General features: G+C 30.0%; 19 protein-coding genes and 2 tRNA genes. 11 read left to right on the forward strand and 10 right to left on the reverse strand.

Annotated elements, in window-relative coordinates; genetic code table 11:
• Nucleotides 1–62: 62 nt before the first annotated feature.
• A tRNA-Gln gene (locus ACN5J4_RS06275) sits at nt 63–134 on the forward strand.
• A 92-nt stretch (nt 135–226) separates the two neighbouring features.
• A tRNA-Gln gene (locus tag ACN5J4_RS06280) sits at nt 227–298 on the forward strand.
• Between the two features lie 66 nt (nt 299–364).
• Here ACN5J4_RS06280 and ACN5J4_RS06285 read toward each other — a convergent pair.
• On the reverse strand, nt 365–712 hold the full coding sequence (locus tag ACN5J4_RS06285; RefSeq protein ID WP_418649168.1) for an arsenate reductase family protein: 348 nt from the start codon (nt 710–712) through the stop codon (nt 365–367).
• A gap of 43 nt (nt 713–755) precedes the next feature.
• Between ACN5J4_RS06285 and ACN5J4_RS06290 the strand changes: the two genes are divergently transcribed.
• Nucleotides 756–1,211, forward strand: a complete 456-nt coding sequence (locus ACN5J4_RS06290; protein WP_418649169.1) for a DinB family protein — start codon at nt 756–758, stop codon at nt 1,209–1,211.
• A gap of 57 nt (nt 1,212–1,268) precedes the next feature.
• Nucleotides 1,269–2,417: a cystathionine gamma-synthase gene (locus ACN5J4_RS06295; protein WP_418649170.1), complete on the forward strand. Its 1,149-nt coding sequence runs from the start codon at nt 1,269–1,271 to the stop codon at nt 2,415–2,417.
• A gap of 109 nt (nt 2,418–2,526) precedes the next feature.
• Here the strand turns inward: ACN5J4_RS06295 and ACN5J4_RS06300 are convergent, their stop codons facing one another.
• Both ACN5J4_RS06300 and fbp read right to left on the reverse strand, forming a co-directional pair.
• On the reverse strand, nt 2,527–3,135 hold the full coding sequence (locus tag ACN5J4_RS06300; protein WP_418649171.1) for a superoxide dismutase: 609 nt from the start codon (nt 3,133–3,135) through the stop codon (nt 2,527–2,529).
• A gap of 120 nt (nt 3,136–3,255) precedes the next feature.
• Nucleotides 3,256–4,290, reverse strand: coding sequence for a class 1 fructose-bisphosphatase (fbp, locus tag ACN5J4_RS06305; RefSeq protein WP_418649172.1), 1,035 nt, complete (start codon nt 4,288–4,290; stop codon nt 3,256–3,258).
• A gap of 199 nt (nt 4,291–4,489) precedes the next feature.
• Here fbp and ACN5J4_RS06310 point away from each other — a divergent pair, with 199 nt between their 5' ends.
• The 3 genes from ACN5J4_RS06310 to ACN5J4_RS06320 all read left to right on the forward strand — a co-directional run bounded on the left by ACN5J4_RS06310 (nt 4,490) and on the right by ACN5J4_RS06320 (nt 8,272).
• Nucleotides 4,490–4,975, forward strand: coding sequence for an N-acetyltransferase family protein (locus tag ACN5J4_RS06310; protein ID WP_418649173.1), 486 nt, complete (start codon nt 4,490–4,492; stop codon nt 4,973–4,975).
• On the forward strand, nt 4,962–6,221 hold the full coding sequence (locus ACN5J4_RS06315; RefSeq protein WP_418649174.1) for an aspartate kinase: 1,260 nt from the start codon (nt 4,962–4,964) through the stop codon (nt 6,219–6,221). Before ACN5J4_RS06310 ends, ACN5J4_RS06315 begins: the two co-directional genes overlap by 14 nt.
• Before the next feature lie 230 nt (nt 6,222–6,451).
• Nucleotides 6,452–8,272 (forward strand): GNAT family N-acyltransferase, encoded by a 1,821-nt coding sequence (locus ACN5J4_RS06320; protein ID WP_418649175.1) that lies wholly within the window; start codon nt 6,452–6,454, stop codon nt 8,270–8,272.
• Between the two features lie 87 nt (nt 8,273–8,359).
• Here ACN5J4_RS06320 and pyk read toward each other — a convergent pair whose 3' ends face one another.
• The 5 genes from pyk to ACN5J4_RS06345 form a co-directional block, all read right to left on the reverse strand.
• The gene (pyk, locus tag ACN5J4_RS06325) at nt 8,360–9,787 is read right to left on the reverse strand and encodes a pyruvate kinase (RefSeq protein ID WP_418649176.1); all 1,428 of its coding nucleotides are present in this window, start codon (nt 9,785–9,787) and stop codon (nt 8,360–8,362) included.
• A 3-nt stretch (nt 9,788–9,790) separates the two neighbouring features.
• The gene (locus ACN5J4_RS06330; protein ID WP_418649177.1) at nt 9,791–10,264 is read right to left on the reverse strand and encodes an IPExxxVDY family protein; all 474 of its coding nucleotides are present in this window, start codon (nt 10,262–10,264) and stop codon (nt 9,791–9,793) included.
• Nucleotides 10,265–10,349: 85 nt separating this feature from the next.
• Nucleotides 10,350–11,087, reverse strand: a complete 738-nt coding sequence (gene rnc / locus ACN5J4_RS06335) for a ribonuclease III (RefSeq protein ID WP_418649178.1) — start codon at nt 11,085–11,087, stop codon at nt 10,350–10,352.
• Between the two features lie 6 nt (nt 11,088–11,093).
• Entirely contained in the window at nt 11,094–12,344 is a 1,251-nt protein-coding gene (gene fabF, locus ACN5J4_RS06340) for a beta-ketoacyl-ACP synthase II (protein ID WP_418649179.1), read from the reverse strand.
• Between the two features lie 18 nt (nt 12,345–12,362).
• Complete coding sequence (locus ACN5J4_RS06345; protein WP_068702406.1) at nt 12,363–12,599, reverse strand: acyl carrier protein; 237 nt, start codon at nt 12,597–12,599, stop codon at nt 12,363–12,365.
• A gap of 179 nt (nt 12,600–12,778) precedes the next feature.
• Here ACN5J4_RS06345 and ACN5J4_RS06350 point away from each other — a divergent pair, with 179 nt between their 5' ends.
• Complete coding sequence (locus ACN5J4_RS06350; RefSeq protein ID WP_418649180.1) at nt 12,779–13,348, forward strand: phosphoribosylglycinamide formyltransferase; 570 nt, start codon at nt 12,779–12,781, stop codon at nt 13,346–13,348.
• Nucleotides 13,341–13,976 carry a viroplasmin family protein gene (locus ACN5J4_RS06355; RefSeq protein ID WP_418649181.1) on the forward strand — a complete coding sequence of 212 codons (636 nt, stop codon included), beginning with the start codon at nt 13,341–13,343 and terminating at the stop codon, nt 13,974–13,976. The genes ACN5J4_RS06350 and ACN5J4_RS06355 overlap by 8 nt, the downstream gene beginning before the upstream one ends.
• A gap of 40 nt (nt 13,977–14,016) precedes the next feature.
• Here the strand turns inward: ACN5J4_RS06355 and ACN5J4_RS06360 are convergent, their stop codons facing one another.
• Entirely contained in the window at nt 14,017–14,364 is a 348-nt protein-coding gene (locus ACN5J4_RS06360) for a toxin-antitoxin system YwqK family antitoxin (RefSeq protein WP_418649182.1), read from the reverse strand.
• A gap of 177 nt (nt 14,365–14,541) precedes the next feature.
• Here ACN5J4_RS06360 and ACN5J4_RS06365 point away from each other — a divergent pair, with 177 nt between their 5' ends.
• Together ACN5J4_RS06365 and ACN5J4_RS06370 are read left to right on the forward strand one after the other, a co-directional pair.
• The gene (locus tag ACN5J4_RS06365; RefSeq protein ID WP_058885941.1) at nt 14,542–14,742 is read left to right on the forward strand and encodes a dodecin family protein; all 201 of its coding nucleotides are present in this window, start codon (nt 14,542–14,544) and stop codon (nt 14,740–14,742) included.
• Nucleotides 14,743–15,040: 298 nt separating this feature from the next.
• A complete protein-coding gene (locus tag ACN5J4_RS06370; RefSeq protein ID WP_418649183.1) occupies nt 15,041–15,847 on the forward strand; it encodes a mechanosensitive ion channel family protein in 807 nt (268 codons plus the stop codon).
• Here ACN5J4_RS06370 and tsaB read toward each other — a convergent pair.
• Nucleotides 15,844–16,521, reverse strand: a complete 678-nt coding sequence (gene tsaB / locus ACN5J4_RS06375) for a tRNA (adenosine(37)-N6)-threonylcarbamoyltransferase complex dimerization subunit type 1 TsaB (protein WP_418649184.1) — start codon at nt 16,519–16,521, stop codon at nt 15,844–15,846. The two genes, ACN5J4_RS06370 and tsaB, sit on opposite strands and share 4 nt — an antisense overlap.
• Nucleotides 16,522–16,576 lie beyond the last annotated feature (55 nt).

A 16,576-nucleotide genomic window follows, 5' to 3' on the forward strand; every position in this document is an offset into this window, starting at 1 on the left:
AAAAATAAAAAAAACTTGTTGAAATTAAAATTTGTATTATATTTGCACCCGCAATAAGTAATTGGCCTATGGTGTAATTGGTAACACACCGGTTTTTGGTACCGACATTCAAGGTTCGAGTCCTTGTAGGCCAACTTAACGCTTGCAATTTGTAAGTAGGTTCATAAAACTATTTAAAATTACTTAAATATAAAAATATTATTTTTATATTTGCACCCTAATTAATTGGCCTATGGTGTAATTGGTAACACACCGGTTTTTGGTACCGACATTCAAGGTTCGAGTCCTTGTAGGCCAACAAAAAGCTTCATAATCATTAGTATTATGAAGCTTTTTTAGTTTAAAATATTTTGTAAACTATTAGTTAATTTACCTCTTTTTTTAAAGCTTCAACAACCTTTTTACTATTTCCTATAAATATGTTATCTCCAACTATAAAAACAGGCCTTTTTAAAAACGTGTATTCTTCTAAAAGATAGTTGCGATAATCAGCTTCGGTAAGCTCTTTACTCTTTAAATTTTTTTCTTTATATAATTGTGCGCGCTTATTAAATAAGCTTTCATAACTGTCAGTTAATTTTCGCATTTCCTCTAATTGACTTACAGTAATGTTATTTGTTTTTATTTCTTGCTTTTCAAATCCGTTAATATTCACTTCTTTTAAAATACGTTTGCAAGTATCACAAGTTTGTAAAAAATATACTTTCTTCATGGTTTAATAATTATCTTTGAACTATGCTAAAATAAGTAGAAAAATGAACACGCAATTTGAAATTTTAAGAAAATCAAGAGCATTAGTTTTAAAAAAAATTGATAACTTATCAATAGAGCAATTACACAAAATACCTGAAGGGTTTAAAAACAATATTGCATGGAATGTTGCTCACTTAGTTGTAACACAACAATTATTACACTATAAATTATCTGAATTAAACTGTTTAGTTTCTGATGAGTTAATTGAAAACTATAGAAAAGGAACTTCTCCTACTGAAACATTTTCTGAAGAAGATTTTGAAGAAGTTAAAGAATTATTTATTGGATTACCAGACACTTTGCAGGAAGATTTTGAAGCTGGTATTTTTAACGAATACATTTCATATGAAACAAGCTTAGGCTTTACCATAGACTCTATAGAAACAGCAATTGCTTTTAATAATTTACACGAAGGAATACATTTAGGAATAATAATGGCTTTAGCTAAAATAGTATAAAACTTACTTTCTAAATTTACCTTACAATGACAACAGCTGTTTTAATACTAATTTAAAATGAAATTTAACACAAAAGCAATACATGGAGGTCAACAACACGAACAAGCTACTGGTGCTGTAATACCCCCTATATTTCAAACCTCAACATACGCTCAATCTAGCCCTGGAGTTCATAAAGGTTATGGTTATTCTCGTGGAGAAAACCCAACTAGAACAGCATTAGAAAAATCTTTTGCAGCCATAGAAAACGGCACACATGGTTTTGCTTTTTCATCAGGATTAGCAGCAATTGATTGTGTTTTAAGAACTTTAAATAGTGGTGATGAGGTTATTGCTGGTGATGATTTATACGGAGGAACATATCGAATGTTTACCAAAATGTTTCAAAAATATGGTTTAAAATTTACGTTTGTAGCTATGAATAAAGTTACTAACATAACTAATGCCATATCTAACAAAACAAAATTAATATGGTTAGAAACCCCCACTAACCCATTAATGAAAATTGCCGATATTTCTAAAATATCTAAAGCTGTAAAGGCTAAAAATAAAGCGATATTAATAGCAGTTGATAATACATTTGCAACCCCTTATTTACAACGCCCTTTAGATTTGGGCGCCGATATAAGCATGCATTCGGCAACAAAATATTTAGGTGGACATTCTGATTTAGTAATGGGTGCACTTATGGTTAAAAATACTGAATTAGCTAAAGAACTGCATTTTATTCAATTTGCAGCAGGCGCAATTGCAGGACCTATGGATTCATTTTTAGCATTAAGAGGAATCAAAACATTACACCTACGTATGCAACGCCATTGTGAAAACGGTAAAGCTATTGCCTCATTTTTAGTAAAGCATCCTAAAATAAGTATGGTTTATTACCCAGGGCTAAAAATTCATCCGGATTATGAGGTTGCTAAAAAACAAATGGATGATTTTGGAGGTATGGTTTCTTTTCGCTTAAAAGATGAAAGTAAACAAGCAGCTATTACATTTTTAGAAAATACTAAAATTTTTACACTTGCAGAATCCTTAGGAGGAGTAGAAAGTCTAGTAAACCACCCTGTTACCATGTCACATGGTTCAATACCCGAACCTGAGCGTTTTAAAAATGGCATTACAAATTCACTTATTCGTTTAAGCGTAGGTATTGAAGATATAACTGATTTAATAGCTGATTTAGAACAAGCACTTGCTAAGTGATTTAAAAACTACATTAAATAAAAAATCTGAAGGTTAAACCTTCAGATTTTTTATTTCCTTCACAAATAAAGCTACTCACCTTTTTTGTATAATTACAAAAAACTAATAATTATTTAGCTTCTGCATATCTTTTTTCAACCTCGTTCCAGTTAATTACTTTAAAAAAAGCATCAATATAATCAGGACGACGATTTTGATAATTTAAATAATAAGCATGCTCCCAAACATCTAATCCTAAAATTGGAGTTCCTTCACAAGCAACGCCAGGCATTAGTGGATTATCTTGATTTGGTGTAGAACAAACTTCTATTTTACCCCCTTTTTTAACACATAACCAAGCCCATCCTGAACCAAATTGTGTTGCTGCTGCCTTAGAAAATACTTCTATAAAAGCTTCTTTTGAACCAAACTCTGCTTCAATAGCATCTTTTAATTCTCCTGATAAATAACCTCTATCTTCTGGGCTCATTACTGTCCAGAACAAAGAGTGATTATAAAAACCACCTCCATTGTTACGAACAGCTGCATTACTCATATCTAAATTAGCTAAAATATCTTCAATCGTTTTTCCTTCTAAATCAGTTCCAGCAATTGCTCCATTTAATTTAGTAGTATATCCGTTATGGTGTTTACTATGATGAATCTCCATAGTTCTTGCATCTATATTTGGTTCTAATGCATCGTAAGCATATCCTAATTTTGGTAATTCAAAAGCCATAATTGTACGTTTTTTAATAAGTTAATTATTTGTTTTTACAAGTGTAAATTTAACTCAAAAAAATAAGGCAAACAACTGTTTACCTTATTCAAAATTTATTTAACTATAAATTATTATTATTTAATATTTTGGTTTTGCTTGTGCAGAAAACTCCATCATAAACCCTTCTGCTTTTTCTACCATTTGCTTACTTCCGCAGAAAAAAGGTACACGTTGATGTAATTCTGATGGATTTATATCCATAATTCTTGTAAATCCATCAGAAGCCTTACCTCCTGCTTGCTCACAAATAAAGGCCATTGGATTACATTCATATAATAAACGTAACTTCCCGTTAGGATTAATTGTAGTTGATGGGTAAATATAAACACCTCCTTTAATCATATTTCTATGAAAATCAGTAACTAAAGAACCAACATAACGAGCTGTATAAGGTCGATTATCTGCTTCATTTAGGTCTTTACAATGTACTAAAAAACGCTTCATCCCTTCTTGAAAATAAGTAAAATACCCTTCACTTACTGAGTATATTTTACCAATTTCGGGATACTGCATATTAGGGTGCGATAAGTAAAAAGTACCTATGGCAGGGTTTAGCGTAAATCCATTTACCCCATTACCTGTTGTAAATACTAACATTGTTGAAGTACCATAAGCAACATAACCAGCAGCTACTTGTTCGTTTCCTTTTTGTAAAAAATCTTCTTTAGTTACAGGGGTACCATCTGGCGATACTCTTCTATAAATAGAAAAAATAGTACCTACAGATACGTTTACATCAATATTTGATGAACCATCTAAAGGATCCATTAATAAAACATATTTATTATCGTTTGCTTTATTTTTTCCTTCAACAATAACAAAATCATCTTCTTCTTCACTTGCAATACCGCAAACAATTTCACGATTAATAAGTGTTTGTTTAAAAAGATCATTTGCTAAAATATCTAACTTTTGCTGTGTTTCTCCCTGTACATTTATATCACCTGAAGCTCCTGTAATATCTACTAAACCAGCTTTTCTAATTTCATGATTAACCACTTTAGCAGCTAAGCGAATAGAGTTAATTAAACGAGATAACTCGCCAGAAGAGTATTTAAAATCTTTTTGATTACCAATAATAAACTCACCTAGAGTCATATGCCTGTTATCCATGTTAAATTTTTGTGTTGTGGCAAAGATGCCAACTTTTTAGAGCAACTACAACGATTTTTGAATATTATTTTTTTTTGCTAAATATATAATCTACTTTTAAAAGTATAAAATTTTTGAACAAAAACTAACGATGTGTTTTAATTTTTTGTTTTTTTTAAAGCAATATTTTAAAAATTATCTTTACATAAAATTTTATGTAATGAGTTTTATAATTAGACCTGGAAAGGAAAAAGATGCACAATCAATATTAAATTTAATTATTGAGTTAGCTGTTTTTGAAAAAGAACCCAATGCTGTAAAGCTCACTGTTAAAGATATTATTCAAGACGGTTTTTCTAAAAAACCGAAATTTAAAACATTTTTAGCTCAAGAGCCAAACGGAACCATTATTGGCATGGTACTTTTTTATGAACGCTACTCTACTTGGAAAGGAAAAACAATACATTTAGAAGACTTAATGGTTACTGAATCTAAAAGAGGCATTGGAGTAGGAAAAAAACTATATGCTAGTGTTATGAAATTCGCACAAAAAAATGGATTTAAAAGAGTAGCTTGGGAGGTATTAGACTGGAATGTAAATGCCATAGAATTTTACAAAAAAACAGGAGCAACTGTTTATAATCAATGGAGAGTTTGCCACATGAATGAACATAACTTAACACAGTTTTGTAATGAGAATATTTAAGTTTGGAGGAGCTTCTGTAAAAGATGCCAACGGAGTAAAAAATGTAGCTAGTGTGCTACAACATGAGGGAATTGAAAATGTTTTAGTTGTTATTTCTGCAATGGGAAAAATGACCAACGCTTTTGAACAAGTAGCTGATGCTTATTTTTACAAAAAAGATAGCTTAAAAGATTTCTTAACTAACATTGAAGATTATCATAAAAAAATAATAACAAACTTATTTAAAGATGGCCATCAAATTTATACTAAAGTAGATTTTTTACTAGGAGAATTAGCTGGAATTATGGCTACAAACAATTCAACAAACTATAATCAGGTATATGATCAAATAGTTGGTTATGGTGAATTATTATCTACAAACATTGTGAGTGCTTACTTAACTGATATTGGAGTAAAAAATAAATGGCTAGATGTAAGAGATTATATAAAAACAGATGCAAATTACAGAGATGCAAAGGTTAATTGGAAATTTACACAACAAGAAATAAAAAACAATATAGTTGTAAATAGCCTAAATATTACCCAAGGTTTTTTAGGGCGCTGTGGTACCGAAACTACTACACTTGGAAGAGAAGGGTCTGACTTTACAGCTGGGGTTTTTGCTTATTGTTTAAATGCAGACAGTGTTACTATTTGGAAAGATGTAGCCGGTGTTTTAAACGCCGATCCACGTGTTTTTACAGAAACAGAGTTACTTAATGAAATTTCATATACCGAAGCCATAGAAATGGCTTTTTACGGAGCATCTGTAATACACCCAAAAACAATTCAGCCTCTAGAGCAAAAGAATATACCATTATTTGTACGTTCTTTTGAAAATCTTAGCAATAAAGGAACTTGTGTAGGAAAAGGAACAAAAATAAATCCAGAAGTACCTTGTTTTATTGTAAAGAAAAATCAAATATTAATTTCAATTTCAGCTAAAGATTTTTCTTTTATGGTTGAAAGTAATATTAGTGATGTTTTTGATAAATTACATGAACATAAATTAAAAGTAAACTTAATTCAAAATTCTGCAATAAGTTTTTCAGTATGTGTTGATGATAAATATAATTTATTTGAGAACTTTTACAATGATTTAAAAGCTAAATTTAAAATTAAATCATATAAAAACGTAACTCTTTATACCATACGTCACTTTGACAATGAAGCTATAACGACAATACGTAAAAAAGGAAAATCAATTATTAGTCAAATTAACACAGAAACAGCTCAATTAGCAATACAAACATTACCGAGTAATTAAATATTTGTTATTAGTAAATATTCACTAATAACAATCTAAAACAACAACAAGGTAAAAGCACATGATACTTATACTAAAAATTAAATTTAATAATACGTAGGTATGTATTTACATACCTATGTAAAGAGGTTGTTTTAAAAAATAACCTCTTTTTAAATTATTAAACTTAACTTAGATATAAAACTTGTTTTAAAATATTTTATATTTGCGTTTGTGCCAAATTTAAATTAATGGGAATAGTTACATCAAAAGAGATTGCTAAAGTTATTGGAGTTGATAAGTTCGGTGTAGTCGGAACTTTTACGGGTTGGTTATTGATGAAGATTTTACGCATTTCTGCTATTAACAAAATTTATAATAATAATAAGGATAAAACTGACTTAGAATTTTTGAATGGTGTTTTAACTGATTGTAAAATTGAATTTGAAATACCAGAAGATGATTTAAAAAGAATACCTAAAGATGGCCCTTTCATCACAATTTCAAATCATCCGTTAGGAGGAATAGATGGTGTTTTACTATTAAAATTATTAATTGAAAAAAGAGCTGATTATAAAATAATAGCAAACTTTTTACTACACAGAATAGAGCCTTTAAAACCTTATATAATGCCTGTTAATCCTTTTGAAACAAGAAAGGATGCGAAATCAAGTATTGCAGGTATTAAAGGTGCGTTACTACATTTACGAGAAGGAAAACCTCTTGGTATTTTTCCTGCGGGTGAGGTATCTACCTACCGTGATGGTAAATTAATGGTAGATAAACCATGGGAAGATGGTGCAGTACGCTTAATAAAAAAAGCAAAGGTTCCTGTAATTCCTATTTATTTTCACGCTAAAAACAGTCGTTTATTTTACCTTTTATCTAAAATAAGTGGAACCTTAAGAACCGCAAAACTTCCGTCTGAAGCTATTTCTCAAAAAAATAGAGTTATAAAAGTACGAATAGGAAAACCTATCTCTGTTAAAGATCAAGAACAATATAAAGATGTACCTTCTTTTTATGAATTTATAAGAAAGAAAACATATATGTTGGCAAATCCTTTTGAAAAAACATCTCAAAAAATATTATCAACACAAAATTTAAAAATAGCTAAACGAGCTAAAAACATTACCCCTCAGAGAAGCCAAAACCTATTTATTAAAGAAGTTGAAACCTTACGAGATAAAGGAAGCAGACTATTACAAAGCAAAAATTATGAAGTTTTTTTTGCAACGGCAAAAGAGATACCAAATGTTTTACATGAAATAGGTCGATTACGAGAAATAACTTTTAGAGAAGTTGGTGAAGGAACTAATAAAACAATTGACTTAGATAAGTTTGATAAATATTATCATCATCTTTTTTTGTGGGATAATGTTGCTGATGAATTGGTAGGTGCTTACCGAATGGGGTTAGGAAAGGACATCTATAAAAAATATGGGATTAATGGTTTTTATGTGCATACTTTATTTAGAATAGAACCAGAGTTATATGGTATGATGCAAAGCTCTATGGAATTAGGTAGAGCATTTGTTGCTAAAAAATATCAACAAAAACCAATGCCTTTATTTTTACTATGGAAAGGTATTGTACATGTTACACTACGTTACCCCGAATACAAATACTTAATGGGCGGAGTGAGTATTAGCAATAAGTTCTCGGAATTTTCTAAATCTTTAATGATTGAGTTCATGAAATCTCATTATTACGACCCTTATGTTGCTCAATATATACGCCCAAAGAAAGAATTTAAAGTTAAATTGAAAGATGCTGACAAAGATTTTGTATTTGATGCCACCAAAGCAGATATGCAAAAATTTGATAAAATTATTGATGAAATTGAGCCAGGCGCTTTAAGAATGCCTGTGTTAATTAAAAAATATGTAAAACAAAATGCACGTTTAGTTGCTTTTAATGTTGATCCGAAATTTAATAATGCAATTGATGGTTTATTATACATTAAGGTTGATGAAATACCTGAAAGTACTGTAAAGCCTGTTATGGAAGAATTTCAAGCTGAATTAGAAAAACGTGCTTCTGAAAATATACACAAAGAAGTAAACCTATAATCAATAACCTTATTTCAAAATATTATAAAAAAAGAGGATTGAATTATTAATAATTCAATCCTCTTTTTTTATAATATTTATATTGTTTTAGTCAATATGAGAAACACGTAACGTATTAACCATTCCTTTTGCTTTAACAGGCATTGATGATAAGTTAATCATAAAATCACCAGCTTTAACAAAACCTTTTTCTTTAGCTATTTCATTAATATCCTCTAAAGTATCATCAGTACTTAAATCTCTGTCATAATAAAAAGCTCTAACTCCCCATAACAGATTCAACTTACCTAATATTCTTTTTTCTGATGAAAATGCTAATACGTGTGATTTTGGTCTCCATGCAGAAACTTGAAAAGCAGTATACCCACTATTTGTTAAAGTAGTAATTGCCGCTGCATTCATATCATCTGCCATTAAAGCAGCATGGTGGCAAACTGATTTTGTAATAAATCTATTAGTACGAATATGAGGTGCCTCTTGTGGTACTTTTATTAAATCAGAAAACTCAACACTTCCAATAATTTCTGTCATTTTTTTGATAACTTTTATTGGGTATTTACCTACTGATGTTTCACCTGAAAGCATTACAGCATCAGCTCCATCCATAATTGAATTTGCAACATCATTAACTTCTGCTCTTGTTGGAACAGCATTTTCAATCATTGTTTCCATCATTTGCGTAGCAATAATTACAGGAATTCTTGCTTGCTTCGCTCTTCTTACTAACATTTTTTGAATTAACGGAACATCCTGCATTGGTACCTCAACTCCTAAATCTCCACGAGCAACCATTAACCCATCACAATATGGAATTAAAGCATCTATATTTTCTACAGCCTCTGGTTTTTCTATTTTTGCAATTACAGGAACTCTATATCTTGATTTCTGCTTGATTATATCACGTAAAATACGTAAATCTTCAGGAGTTCTCACAAAAGATAAGGCAATCCAATCCACTTCCTGCTCTAAAGCAAAAGCAACGTCTCTCTTATCTTTTTCTGTTAATGCTGGTAATGAAATATTTGTGTTCGGTAAATTAACTCCTTTTTTAGATTTTAAAGCACCACCTACAATAACTTTAGTAATTACTTCTGTATTTTTATCGGTAGAAACAACTTCAAATAATAGCTTACCGTCATCCACTAAAATTTGTTCCCCAGCCTTTACATCTTTAGGAAAGCGCTGATATGTCATAAAAGCTTTATCCTTTGTTCCTTTACACTGCTCAGTAGTAAATATAAACGTATCACCTTCTTTTAACTCCACTCCTTCATTCATTACCCCTACTCTTAACTTAGGGCCTTGTAAATCTGCTAAAACAGCTAAATTGTAACCTCTCTCTTCATTAATTTCTCTTATTTGTCGAATGCGTACTCTTACATCATCATAATCGGCATGAGAAAAGTTAACTCTAAAAACATTTACTCCAGCAGCAGCCATTTCGGCTAAAATTTCTTTAGTATTTGTAGCTGGCCCTAGAGTTGCTACGATTTTTGTTTTTTTGTTGTGTGGCATAGTTTAAAATATTAAAAAGTTTTTCGACTTTAAAGATTCAACCTCTACGTTGTATGAGGTAATAATTTGAGGTATTTTATTAATCTGTTCAATTGTTTTTACAATATCACTAAGATTATAACCTCCTTCTATTTTTAAAAAAAAATCAACTTTTTTTTTCTCAGGAATAAGACGTGAAATTGTATCACTCTCATTAAAGAGACTTGTTGATGTTGTTGTTTTACGGGTGGATTTATATACATTGGTTATTAAAAACCAATTATAATCTAACTCTGTATTTGTATACTCATATACAGAATAAAAAGATTTATTATTTTTATGAGTAAAATCTAAATCATAAGTTGATTTGCTAAACGTAACATTTAAATACTTATTTAGCAAATATGCCAATTTGTACTCATTAAGTGTTGTATGAATACCTATTAAAGCATAATCATTAGTAGAAAATTCATTAATATTCAATGTATAAATAGCCATAAAAACAATTATTTGCTTTTTTGCTAAATTAATGAATGTATCTAAAATATAGTGTGAATTTAATGAAAACGTTTTTATAGTAATGTTAAGAATTTTCCATTTCACTTTGCATTGCAAAATAAACTCTTTTTGCTGCAATTTCTTCAGCTTTTTTCTTAGAAGTAGCTCTTCCTTTACCCATAATTTTACCAGCAATAGTCACAATAACGCTAAAATGCCTTGTATTTTGGTTTCCAGTGTCTTCGTACGATTCAAATTTGTACTTTCTTTTGTTTTTTTGACACCACTCAATAACATAACCTTTATAACTTGATATTTTACCTTCAAGCCGCTCAATATTTACATAAGGTAAAATAACCTGTTCATAAATAAATTGAGAACAATAATTATATCCTCTATCTAAAAAGATAGCACCTATTAAAGCTTCAAAAATATTACCATAAATATTATTACTAAAATGCTCTGTAGACATATTACTTTTCACAAATCGTGTTAAGTCTAAATCTTTACCTAAAGTATTTAAATGAACTCTACTCACTACTTTAGATCGCATTTGTGTTAAATATCCTTCATCCCCTTTAGGAACTTTCTTATATAAATAAGAAGCTATTACGGATCCTAAAATTGCATCGCCTAAAAATTCTAATCGTTCGTAATTAATAGGGTTTCCTTTTTTATCAATTAATTTTAAAGATCTATGCGTAAATGCTTTCTTATAATGTGAAAGTTTTATAGGTTTAAAGTTTAGTAATTCTTTTAACTCGTAGTAAAAATTTTCATCCTCTTTATTTTGGGGCTTGACTATTCTACGAAGAAAATTCATATTAAATTAATCTAATTTTCTAAACGCTACACATGCATTATGACCTCCAAAACCAAATGTATTACTCATTGCTACTTTAATTTCTCTTTTCTGAGGCTTATTTAGTGTTAAATTTAAATCAGGGTTTATATTTTCATCAACATTAACATGATTAATAGTTGGCGGAATAATACCATGCTCCATAGCTAATATAGAAGCTATAGACTCTATTGCTCCAGCAGCACCTAATAAGTGCCCTGTCATAGATTTAGTAGAGTTGATATTAATACTTTTTGCATGATCACCAAAAACCTCAGATATAGCTTTTAACTCAGCTACATCACCTAAAGGTGTAGAGGTACCATGTGTATTTATATGATCAACATCTTCTGGTTTTAAACCAGCATTTTCAAGACAGTTTTTCATTACTGCTATTACACCAATTCCTTCAGGGTGTGGTGCTGTCATATGATAAGCATCTGATGACATACCTCCTCCAATAACTTCTGCATAAATTTTAGCTCCTCGAGCTTTTGCGTATTCATACTCTTCTAAAACAATTGCACCTGCTCCTTCTCCTAGAACAAATCCATCACGCTGCTTATCAAAAGGTCTTGATGCAGTTTCAGGACTTTCATTTCTTGTTGAAAGCGCATGCATTGCATTAAACCCACCAACACCTGCAATAGTTACAGCAGCTTCACTACCACCTGTTACAATAACATCACAATATCCTAACCTAATATAGTTTAGCGCATCAATCATTGCGTTTGCAGATGATGCACACGCAGATACTGTTGTATAATTGGGCCCCATAAATCCATTTTTAATAGAAATATGACCCGGCGCAATGTCTGCAATCATTTTTGGGATAAAAAAAGGATTAAATCTTGGTGTACCATCTCCAGCACCAAAGTTTATTGCTTCATTTTGAAAAGTTTCTAAACCCCCAATACCTGCTCCCCAAATTACACCTACTCTTAACTTATTTATTTTGTCTAGATCTAATTTTGAATCTGCTATTGCTTCATCAGAAGCTACCATAGCATATTGTGTAAACCTATCCATTTTACGTGCATCTTTCCTGTTAATGAAATCTGTTACGTTAAAGTTTTTTAACTCACATGCAAAACGAGTTTTGAACTTGGCAGCATCGAAATACGTTATAGGCGCTGCTCCGCTAACTCCGTTAACTAAGCTATTCCAATATTCTTCTTTATTATTTCCTATTGGCGTTAATGCGCCAAGTCCAGTTACTACAACTCGTTTTAATTGCATATGAATTTTATATAATTATTATTTTTTAGCTTCTTCAATATAGCTAACCGCTTGACCAACAGTACCAATGTTTTCTGCTTGATCGTCTGGAATTTGAATATCAAATTCTTTTTCAAATTCCATGATTAATTCTACAGTATCTAAAGAATCTGCTCCTAAATCATTTGTGAAGCTTGCTTCGTTAGTTACTTCGTTATCGTCTACTCCTAATTTGTCTACGATAATTGCTTTTACTCTTGATGCTATGTCTGACATAATTTGTTTGTTTTTAAATTTAAAGTCGAGGCAAAAATACAAATCTTAACTATTAATTCTAACTTTTGCTCAAAAATGTGGTGTTTAATGTGAAAAAAAATATAAATATTTTTCTACAAACACCGTCGTTGTTAATAATAATCCTTTTTTTTGTAGTAACAAATATAACATATTTAAAGATGAAACGTATAGTAATTCTTGCTTCTGGTTCGGGTACTAATGCCGAAAATATTATTAAATACTTTCAAAACAGTAAAATTGCTAGGGTTACTCATGTGCTTTCTAACAATGAACATGCCAAAGTATTTGACAGATGCGAACGTTTAAATATAGATGCTTCATTATTTGATAAAGAGAGCTTTATAAAAGATGACACTGTTTTAACTTTTTTACAAATAGAAGCTGACATAGTTATACTTGCTGGATTTCTATGGCGTATTCCTAGCAAAATAGTACAAGAATTTCCTAATAAAATTATAAACATACACCCTGCTTTGCTTCCAAAATACGGTGGAAAAGGTATGTATGGCATGAATGTTCATCAGGCTGTAAAGCAAAATAATGAAACTGAAACAGGTATTACAGTTCATTATGTTAATGAAAATTATGATGAAGGTGCTATAATTTTTCAAGCAAAGACTAATTTATTACCTTCAGATTCAGCTCATGATATTGCTACTAAAATTCATTTATTAGAACAAGAACACTTTCCTAAGGTTATTCAACAAGAAATTTTAAAAAATGCCTAAAAAAAAATATTATGTTGTTTGGAAAGGCTTAAAAACAGGAATTTTCACATCGTGGAATGTTTGTAAAAAACAAATTACAAAATTTGAAGGTGCACAATACAAAGCTTTTATAGATAAAAAACAAGCTGAAATTGCTTTTACAAAAAGTTACAACGATTACAAGGGAAAAGATACCAAAAAGGCAGTGCTATCTACTAAAGAAAAAGCCAGTTATGGATCTCCAATCCTAGAAAGTATTTCCGTTGATGCTGCTTGTGCTGGTAACCCAGGCATAATGGAATATCGAGGTGTTTCAACTAAAAATAAAAAAGAAATTTTTAGACTAGGACCTTTTAAAAAAGGCACTAATAATATTGGTGAATTTTTGGCTTTGGTACATGGTATTGCACTTTTAAAGAATAAAAAAATGGATATGTATCCTATATATTCTGACTCAAGAATAGCCATGAGCTGGGTTAAAAAAAAGCAATGTAGAACAAATTTAACTTTTGATGCTAATAATAAAGAAATTTTAGACCTAATAAAACGTGCTGAAAAATGGCTTCATGAAAATTCTTTTGAAAACCCTATATTGAAATGGGAAACTAAAGCTTGGGGAGAAATTCCAGCTGACTTTGGCAGAAAATAAAAAAGGCTGAGTAACATACTCAACCTTTTTATTTAATAAGCTATTTAACAGCCACTTTTGTTTCCTCTTTCCAGGTTTGAACACTTGCAATAATATTATTATTATAATCTATTTCTTTTAACCCATCTTCTTTCCACATAAACCACTTTCCTGTTTTTTTACCTCCTTCATAGTGTGCAATAACCGATTTATTTCCTTTTGCATCAAATGAAACCCATGTTCCTGTTAATTTCTTATCCTTAAAAAAACCTTGCTCTTTTACTTTACCATCTTTATAAAAATAAGTTGCTTTTACAAGACTTCCTTCTTTTTCAAACTTTGGATCGGTATTTTTAGCTTGTAATAATGATATCGATAATATGCAAATAACTAATATAAATTTTCTCATGTCTTTTGATTTTATAATTAATACTCTTTCTAATATTTCAAATGTACGAATAAATTTTACACAAACCAAACATTTACATAACATTAAATTAACATTAGGATTTTAGACTAACTTTATTATTAGAAATAATAGTCTGAAAAAGTTATATTTACAAAGTATTAACTTAAAAAAATTATTATGGCAGTTATGAAAGTTATTGAAGTATTATCTAACTCTGATAAAAGTTGGGAAGAAGCTACAAGAAAGGCAGTAAAACAAGCCTCTAAATCTGTAAAAAATATTAAATCTGTATTTGTACAATCGCAAAGTGCTGTTGTAGATGGAGATGATGTAACTGAGTTTAGAGTAAACTTAAAAATTACTTTTGAGGTAAAGTAATTTTTAAATAAAATTATTAAAAAGCGATTTTACAAAAGTAAAATCGCTTTTTTTATACTTATAAACTCTCAATTCATCGAAATAGTACAACTTTAAATATTACGCTTTATACTATTAATACGGTTAGCCCCGATTAAAGTATTTGTTTGAGTTACTCATAGAGAGCGAGTACAAAAAGCAGGAATTAGCTTCAATAACACTTATTGTTAATTAGTTTATCAACACATTATTTTTGATATAAAGTTAACTTGCAATCAAATTATATTTTACTTTTACAGTCAACTTATAAATTGATATAATGGAAACAAACATTGAAAGATTAAAAGAACTTTTATTTGAATTCGGACCAAAAATAATTTCGGCATTCATAATTTTAATTATTGGTTTATGGATTATTAAAATTTTGACAAAAGCTGTTAATAAACTAATGGTAAAACGTGATTTAGATGAATCACTACAAGGTTTTTTATCGAGTTTAGTTAATTGGGGATTAAAAATATTTTTATTTGTAACAGTTGCCGGACAACTAGGTTTAGAAACAACTTCTTTTGCAGCTATTATTGCAGCAGCTGGTTTAGCTATTGGTATGGCATTACAAGGTTCTTTATCTAATTTTGCCGGTGGTGCTTTAATTATGGTTTTTAAACCTTTTAAAATTGGTGACTATATTGAAGCTCAGGGAGAACAAGGAGTAGTGAAAGATATTCAAATATTTACAACTAAATTAAATACAGTAGACAACAAAGAGGTTATTGTGCCTAATGGTATTTTATCAAACGGTAATATTATTAATTACTCTGCAGAAGAGCACAGACGCGTTGATTTAGTTTTTGGTGTTTCATATGATGCAGATATAAAAGAAACTAAAGATGTATTATTAAGTGTATTAAAAAATGCACCATATACATTAAAAAAACCCGAACCAGCTGTTATGGTTAGTGAATTAGCTGATAGTTCTGTTAATTTTACAACTAGAACTTGGGTAAAATCAGCTGATTACTGGGATGCTAACTTTTTTATTATCGAGAACGTAAAAATAGCATTAGACAAGGCTGGAATTGAAATTCCATACCCACATGCTGTTGAAATTCAAAAAGAAGCTTAGAGCTTCTTTTTTTCTGGAATAGCAATAAAATCTTTTAAATAAAAAGGTTCAAAATAAGCGACATCTTCGATGTCGTTTTTTTTGTACTTATTATAACTTAATAAAGCCATTTGTTTTGCTGATGGAAATTTATCTTCAATAAATATGGCATTATCATGCAATAATATTTCTTTACATTTTGCTGCACCATCACCCAGAAAATAAACTTTTCCTTTTAACAATTCTTCTTGAAAAGAATTTTTATTAATAATTTCAGCTTTTATTTCTCTAACTTTCTCATAAGTAGTATTATATACCGCTGAATACACCTCCATTCTTCGCGCATCTAACATTGGTATTATTAAACCTTGTTCTATAGAAATACTATGCGCTAAAGATGCTAATGTTTCTATCGAAATCAAGGGTTTACCTATTGCATAGCAAATTCCTTTGGCTGCAGAAACACCTATACGAAGCCCTGTATATGATCCTGGCCCTTTACTTACAGCTACAGCGTCAATGGCATTTGTAGTTATATTAACTTCTTTTAAAATTTCATGAATAAAAGGATGTAATTTCTCTGCGTGAGAATAATTACCATCATTTAATTGTCTTATAGCTAAAACTTGTCCGTTTTCTACTAATGACACCGAACAATTCTTAGTTGCTGTTTCTATGTTTAAGATTATTGCCAATTGAAATTTATTTTTTTGCAAAGATACATTATAAACAAAAAACCTCGTTAAGTTT

The sequence above is a fragment of the Tenacibaculum aestuariivivum genome, from assembly GCF_964507685.1.
GTDB lineage: Bacteria > Bacteroidota > Bacteroidia > Flavobacteriales > Flavobacteriaceae > Polaribacter > Polaribacter aestuariivivum.

Excerpts from the sequence above, each read along its gene's own strand:
- ACN5J4_RS06285 (WP_418649168.1), bottom strand. The coding sequence starts at position 712 with ATGAAGAAAGTATATTTTTTACAAACTTGTGATACTTGCAAACGTATT.
- ACN5J4_RS06300 (WP_418649171.1), bottom strand. The coding sequence starts at position 3,135 with ATGGCTTTTGAATTACCAAAATTAGGATATGCTTACGATGCATTAGAA.
- fbp (WP_418649172.1), bottom strand. The coding sequence starts at position 4,290 with ATGGATAACAGGCATATGACTCTAGGTGAGTTTATTATTGGTAATCAA.
- ACN5J4_RS06330 (WP_418649177.1), bottom strand. The coding sequence starts at position 10,264 with ATGGCTATTTATACATTGAATATTAATGAATTTTCTACTAATGATTAT.
- ACN5J4_RS06365 (WP_058885941.1), top strand. The coding sequence starts at position 14,542 with ATGGCAGTTATGAAAGTTATTGAAGTATTATCTAACTCTGATAAAAGT.
- ACN5J4_RS06370 (WP_418649183.1), top strand. The coding sequence starts at position 15,041 with ATGGAAACAAACATTGAAAGATTAAAAGAACTTTTATTTGAATTCGGA.
- fabF (WP_418649179.1), bottom strand. The coding sequence starts at position 12,344 with ATGCAATTAAAACGAGTTGTAGTAACTGGACTTGGCGCATTAACGCCA.
- ACN5J4_RS06310 (WP_418649173.1), top strand. The coding sequence starts at position 4,490 with ATGAGTTTTATAATTAGACCTGGAAAGGAAAAAGATGCACAATCAATA.
- ACN5J4_RS06315 (WP_418649174.1), top strand. The coding sequence starts at position 4,962 with ATGAGAATATTTAAGTTTGGAGGAGCTTCTGTAAAAGATGCCAACGGA.
- ACN5J4_RS06360 (WP_418649182.1), bottom strand. The coding sequence starts at position 14,364 with ATGAGAAAATTTATATTAGTTATTTGCATATTATCGATATCATTATTA.
- rnc (WP_418649178.1), bottom strand. The coding sequence starts at position 11,087 with ATGAATTTTCTTCGTAGAATAGTCAAGCCCCAAAATAAAGAGGATGAA.
- ACN5J4_RS06355 (WP_418649181.1), top strand. The coding sequence starts at position 13,341 with ATGCCTAAAAAAAAATATTATGTTGTTTGGAAAGGCTTAAAAACAGGA.
- ACN5J4_RS06290 (WP_418649169.1), top strand. The coding sequence starts at position 756 with ATGAACACGCAATTTGAAATTTTAAGAAAATCAAGAGCATTAGTTTTA.
- ACN5J4_RS06295 (WP_418649170.1), top strand. The coding sequence starts at position 1,269 with ATGAAATTTAACACAAAAGCAATACATGGAGGTCAACAACACGAACAA.
- ACN5J4_RS06345 (WP_068702406.1), bottom strand. The coding sequence starts at position 12,599 with ATGTCAGACATAGCATCAAGAGTAAAAGCAATTATCGTAGACAAATTA.
- pyk (WP_418649176.1), bottom strand. The coding sequence starts at position 9,787 with ATGCCACACAACAAAAAAACAAAAATCGTAGCAACTCTAGGGCCAGCT.
- ACN5J4_RS06350 (WP_418649180.1), top strand. The coding sequence starts at position 12,779 with ATGAAACGTATAGTAATTCTTGCTTCTGGTTCGGGTACTAATGCCGAA.
- ACN5J4_RS06320 (WP_418649175.1), top strand. The coding sequence starts at position 6,452 with ATGGGAATAGTTACATCAAAAGAGATTGCTAAAGTTATTGGAGTTGAT.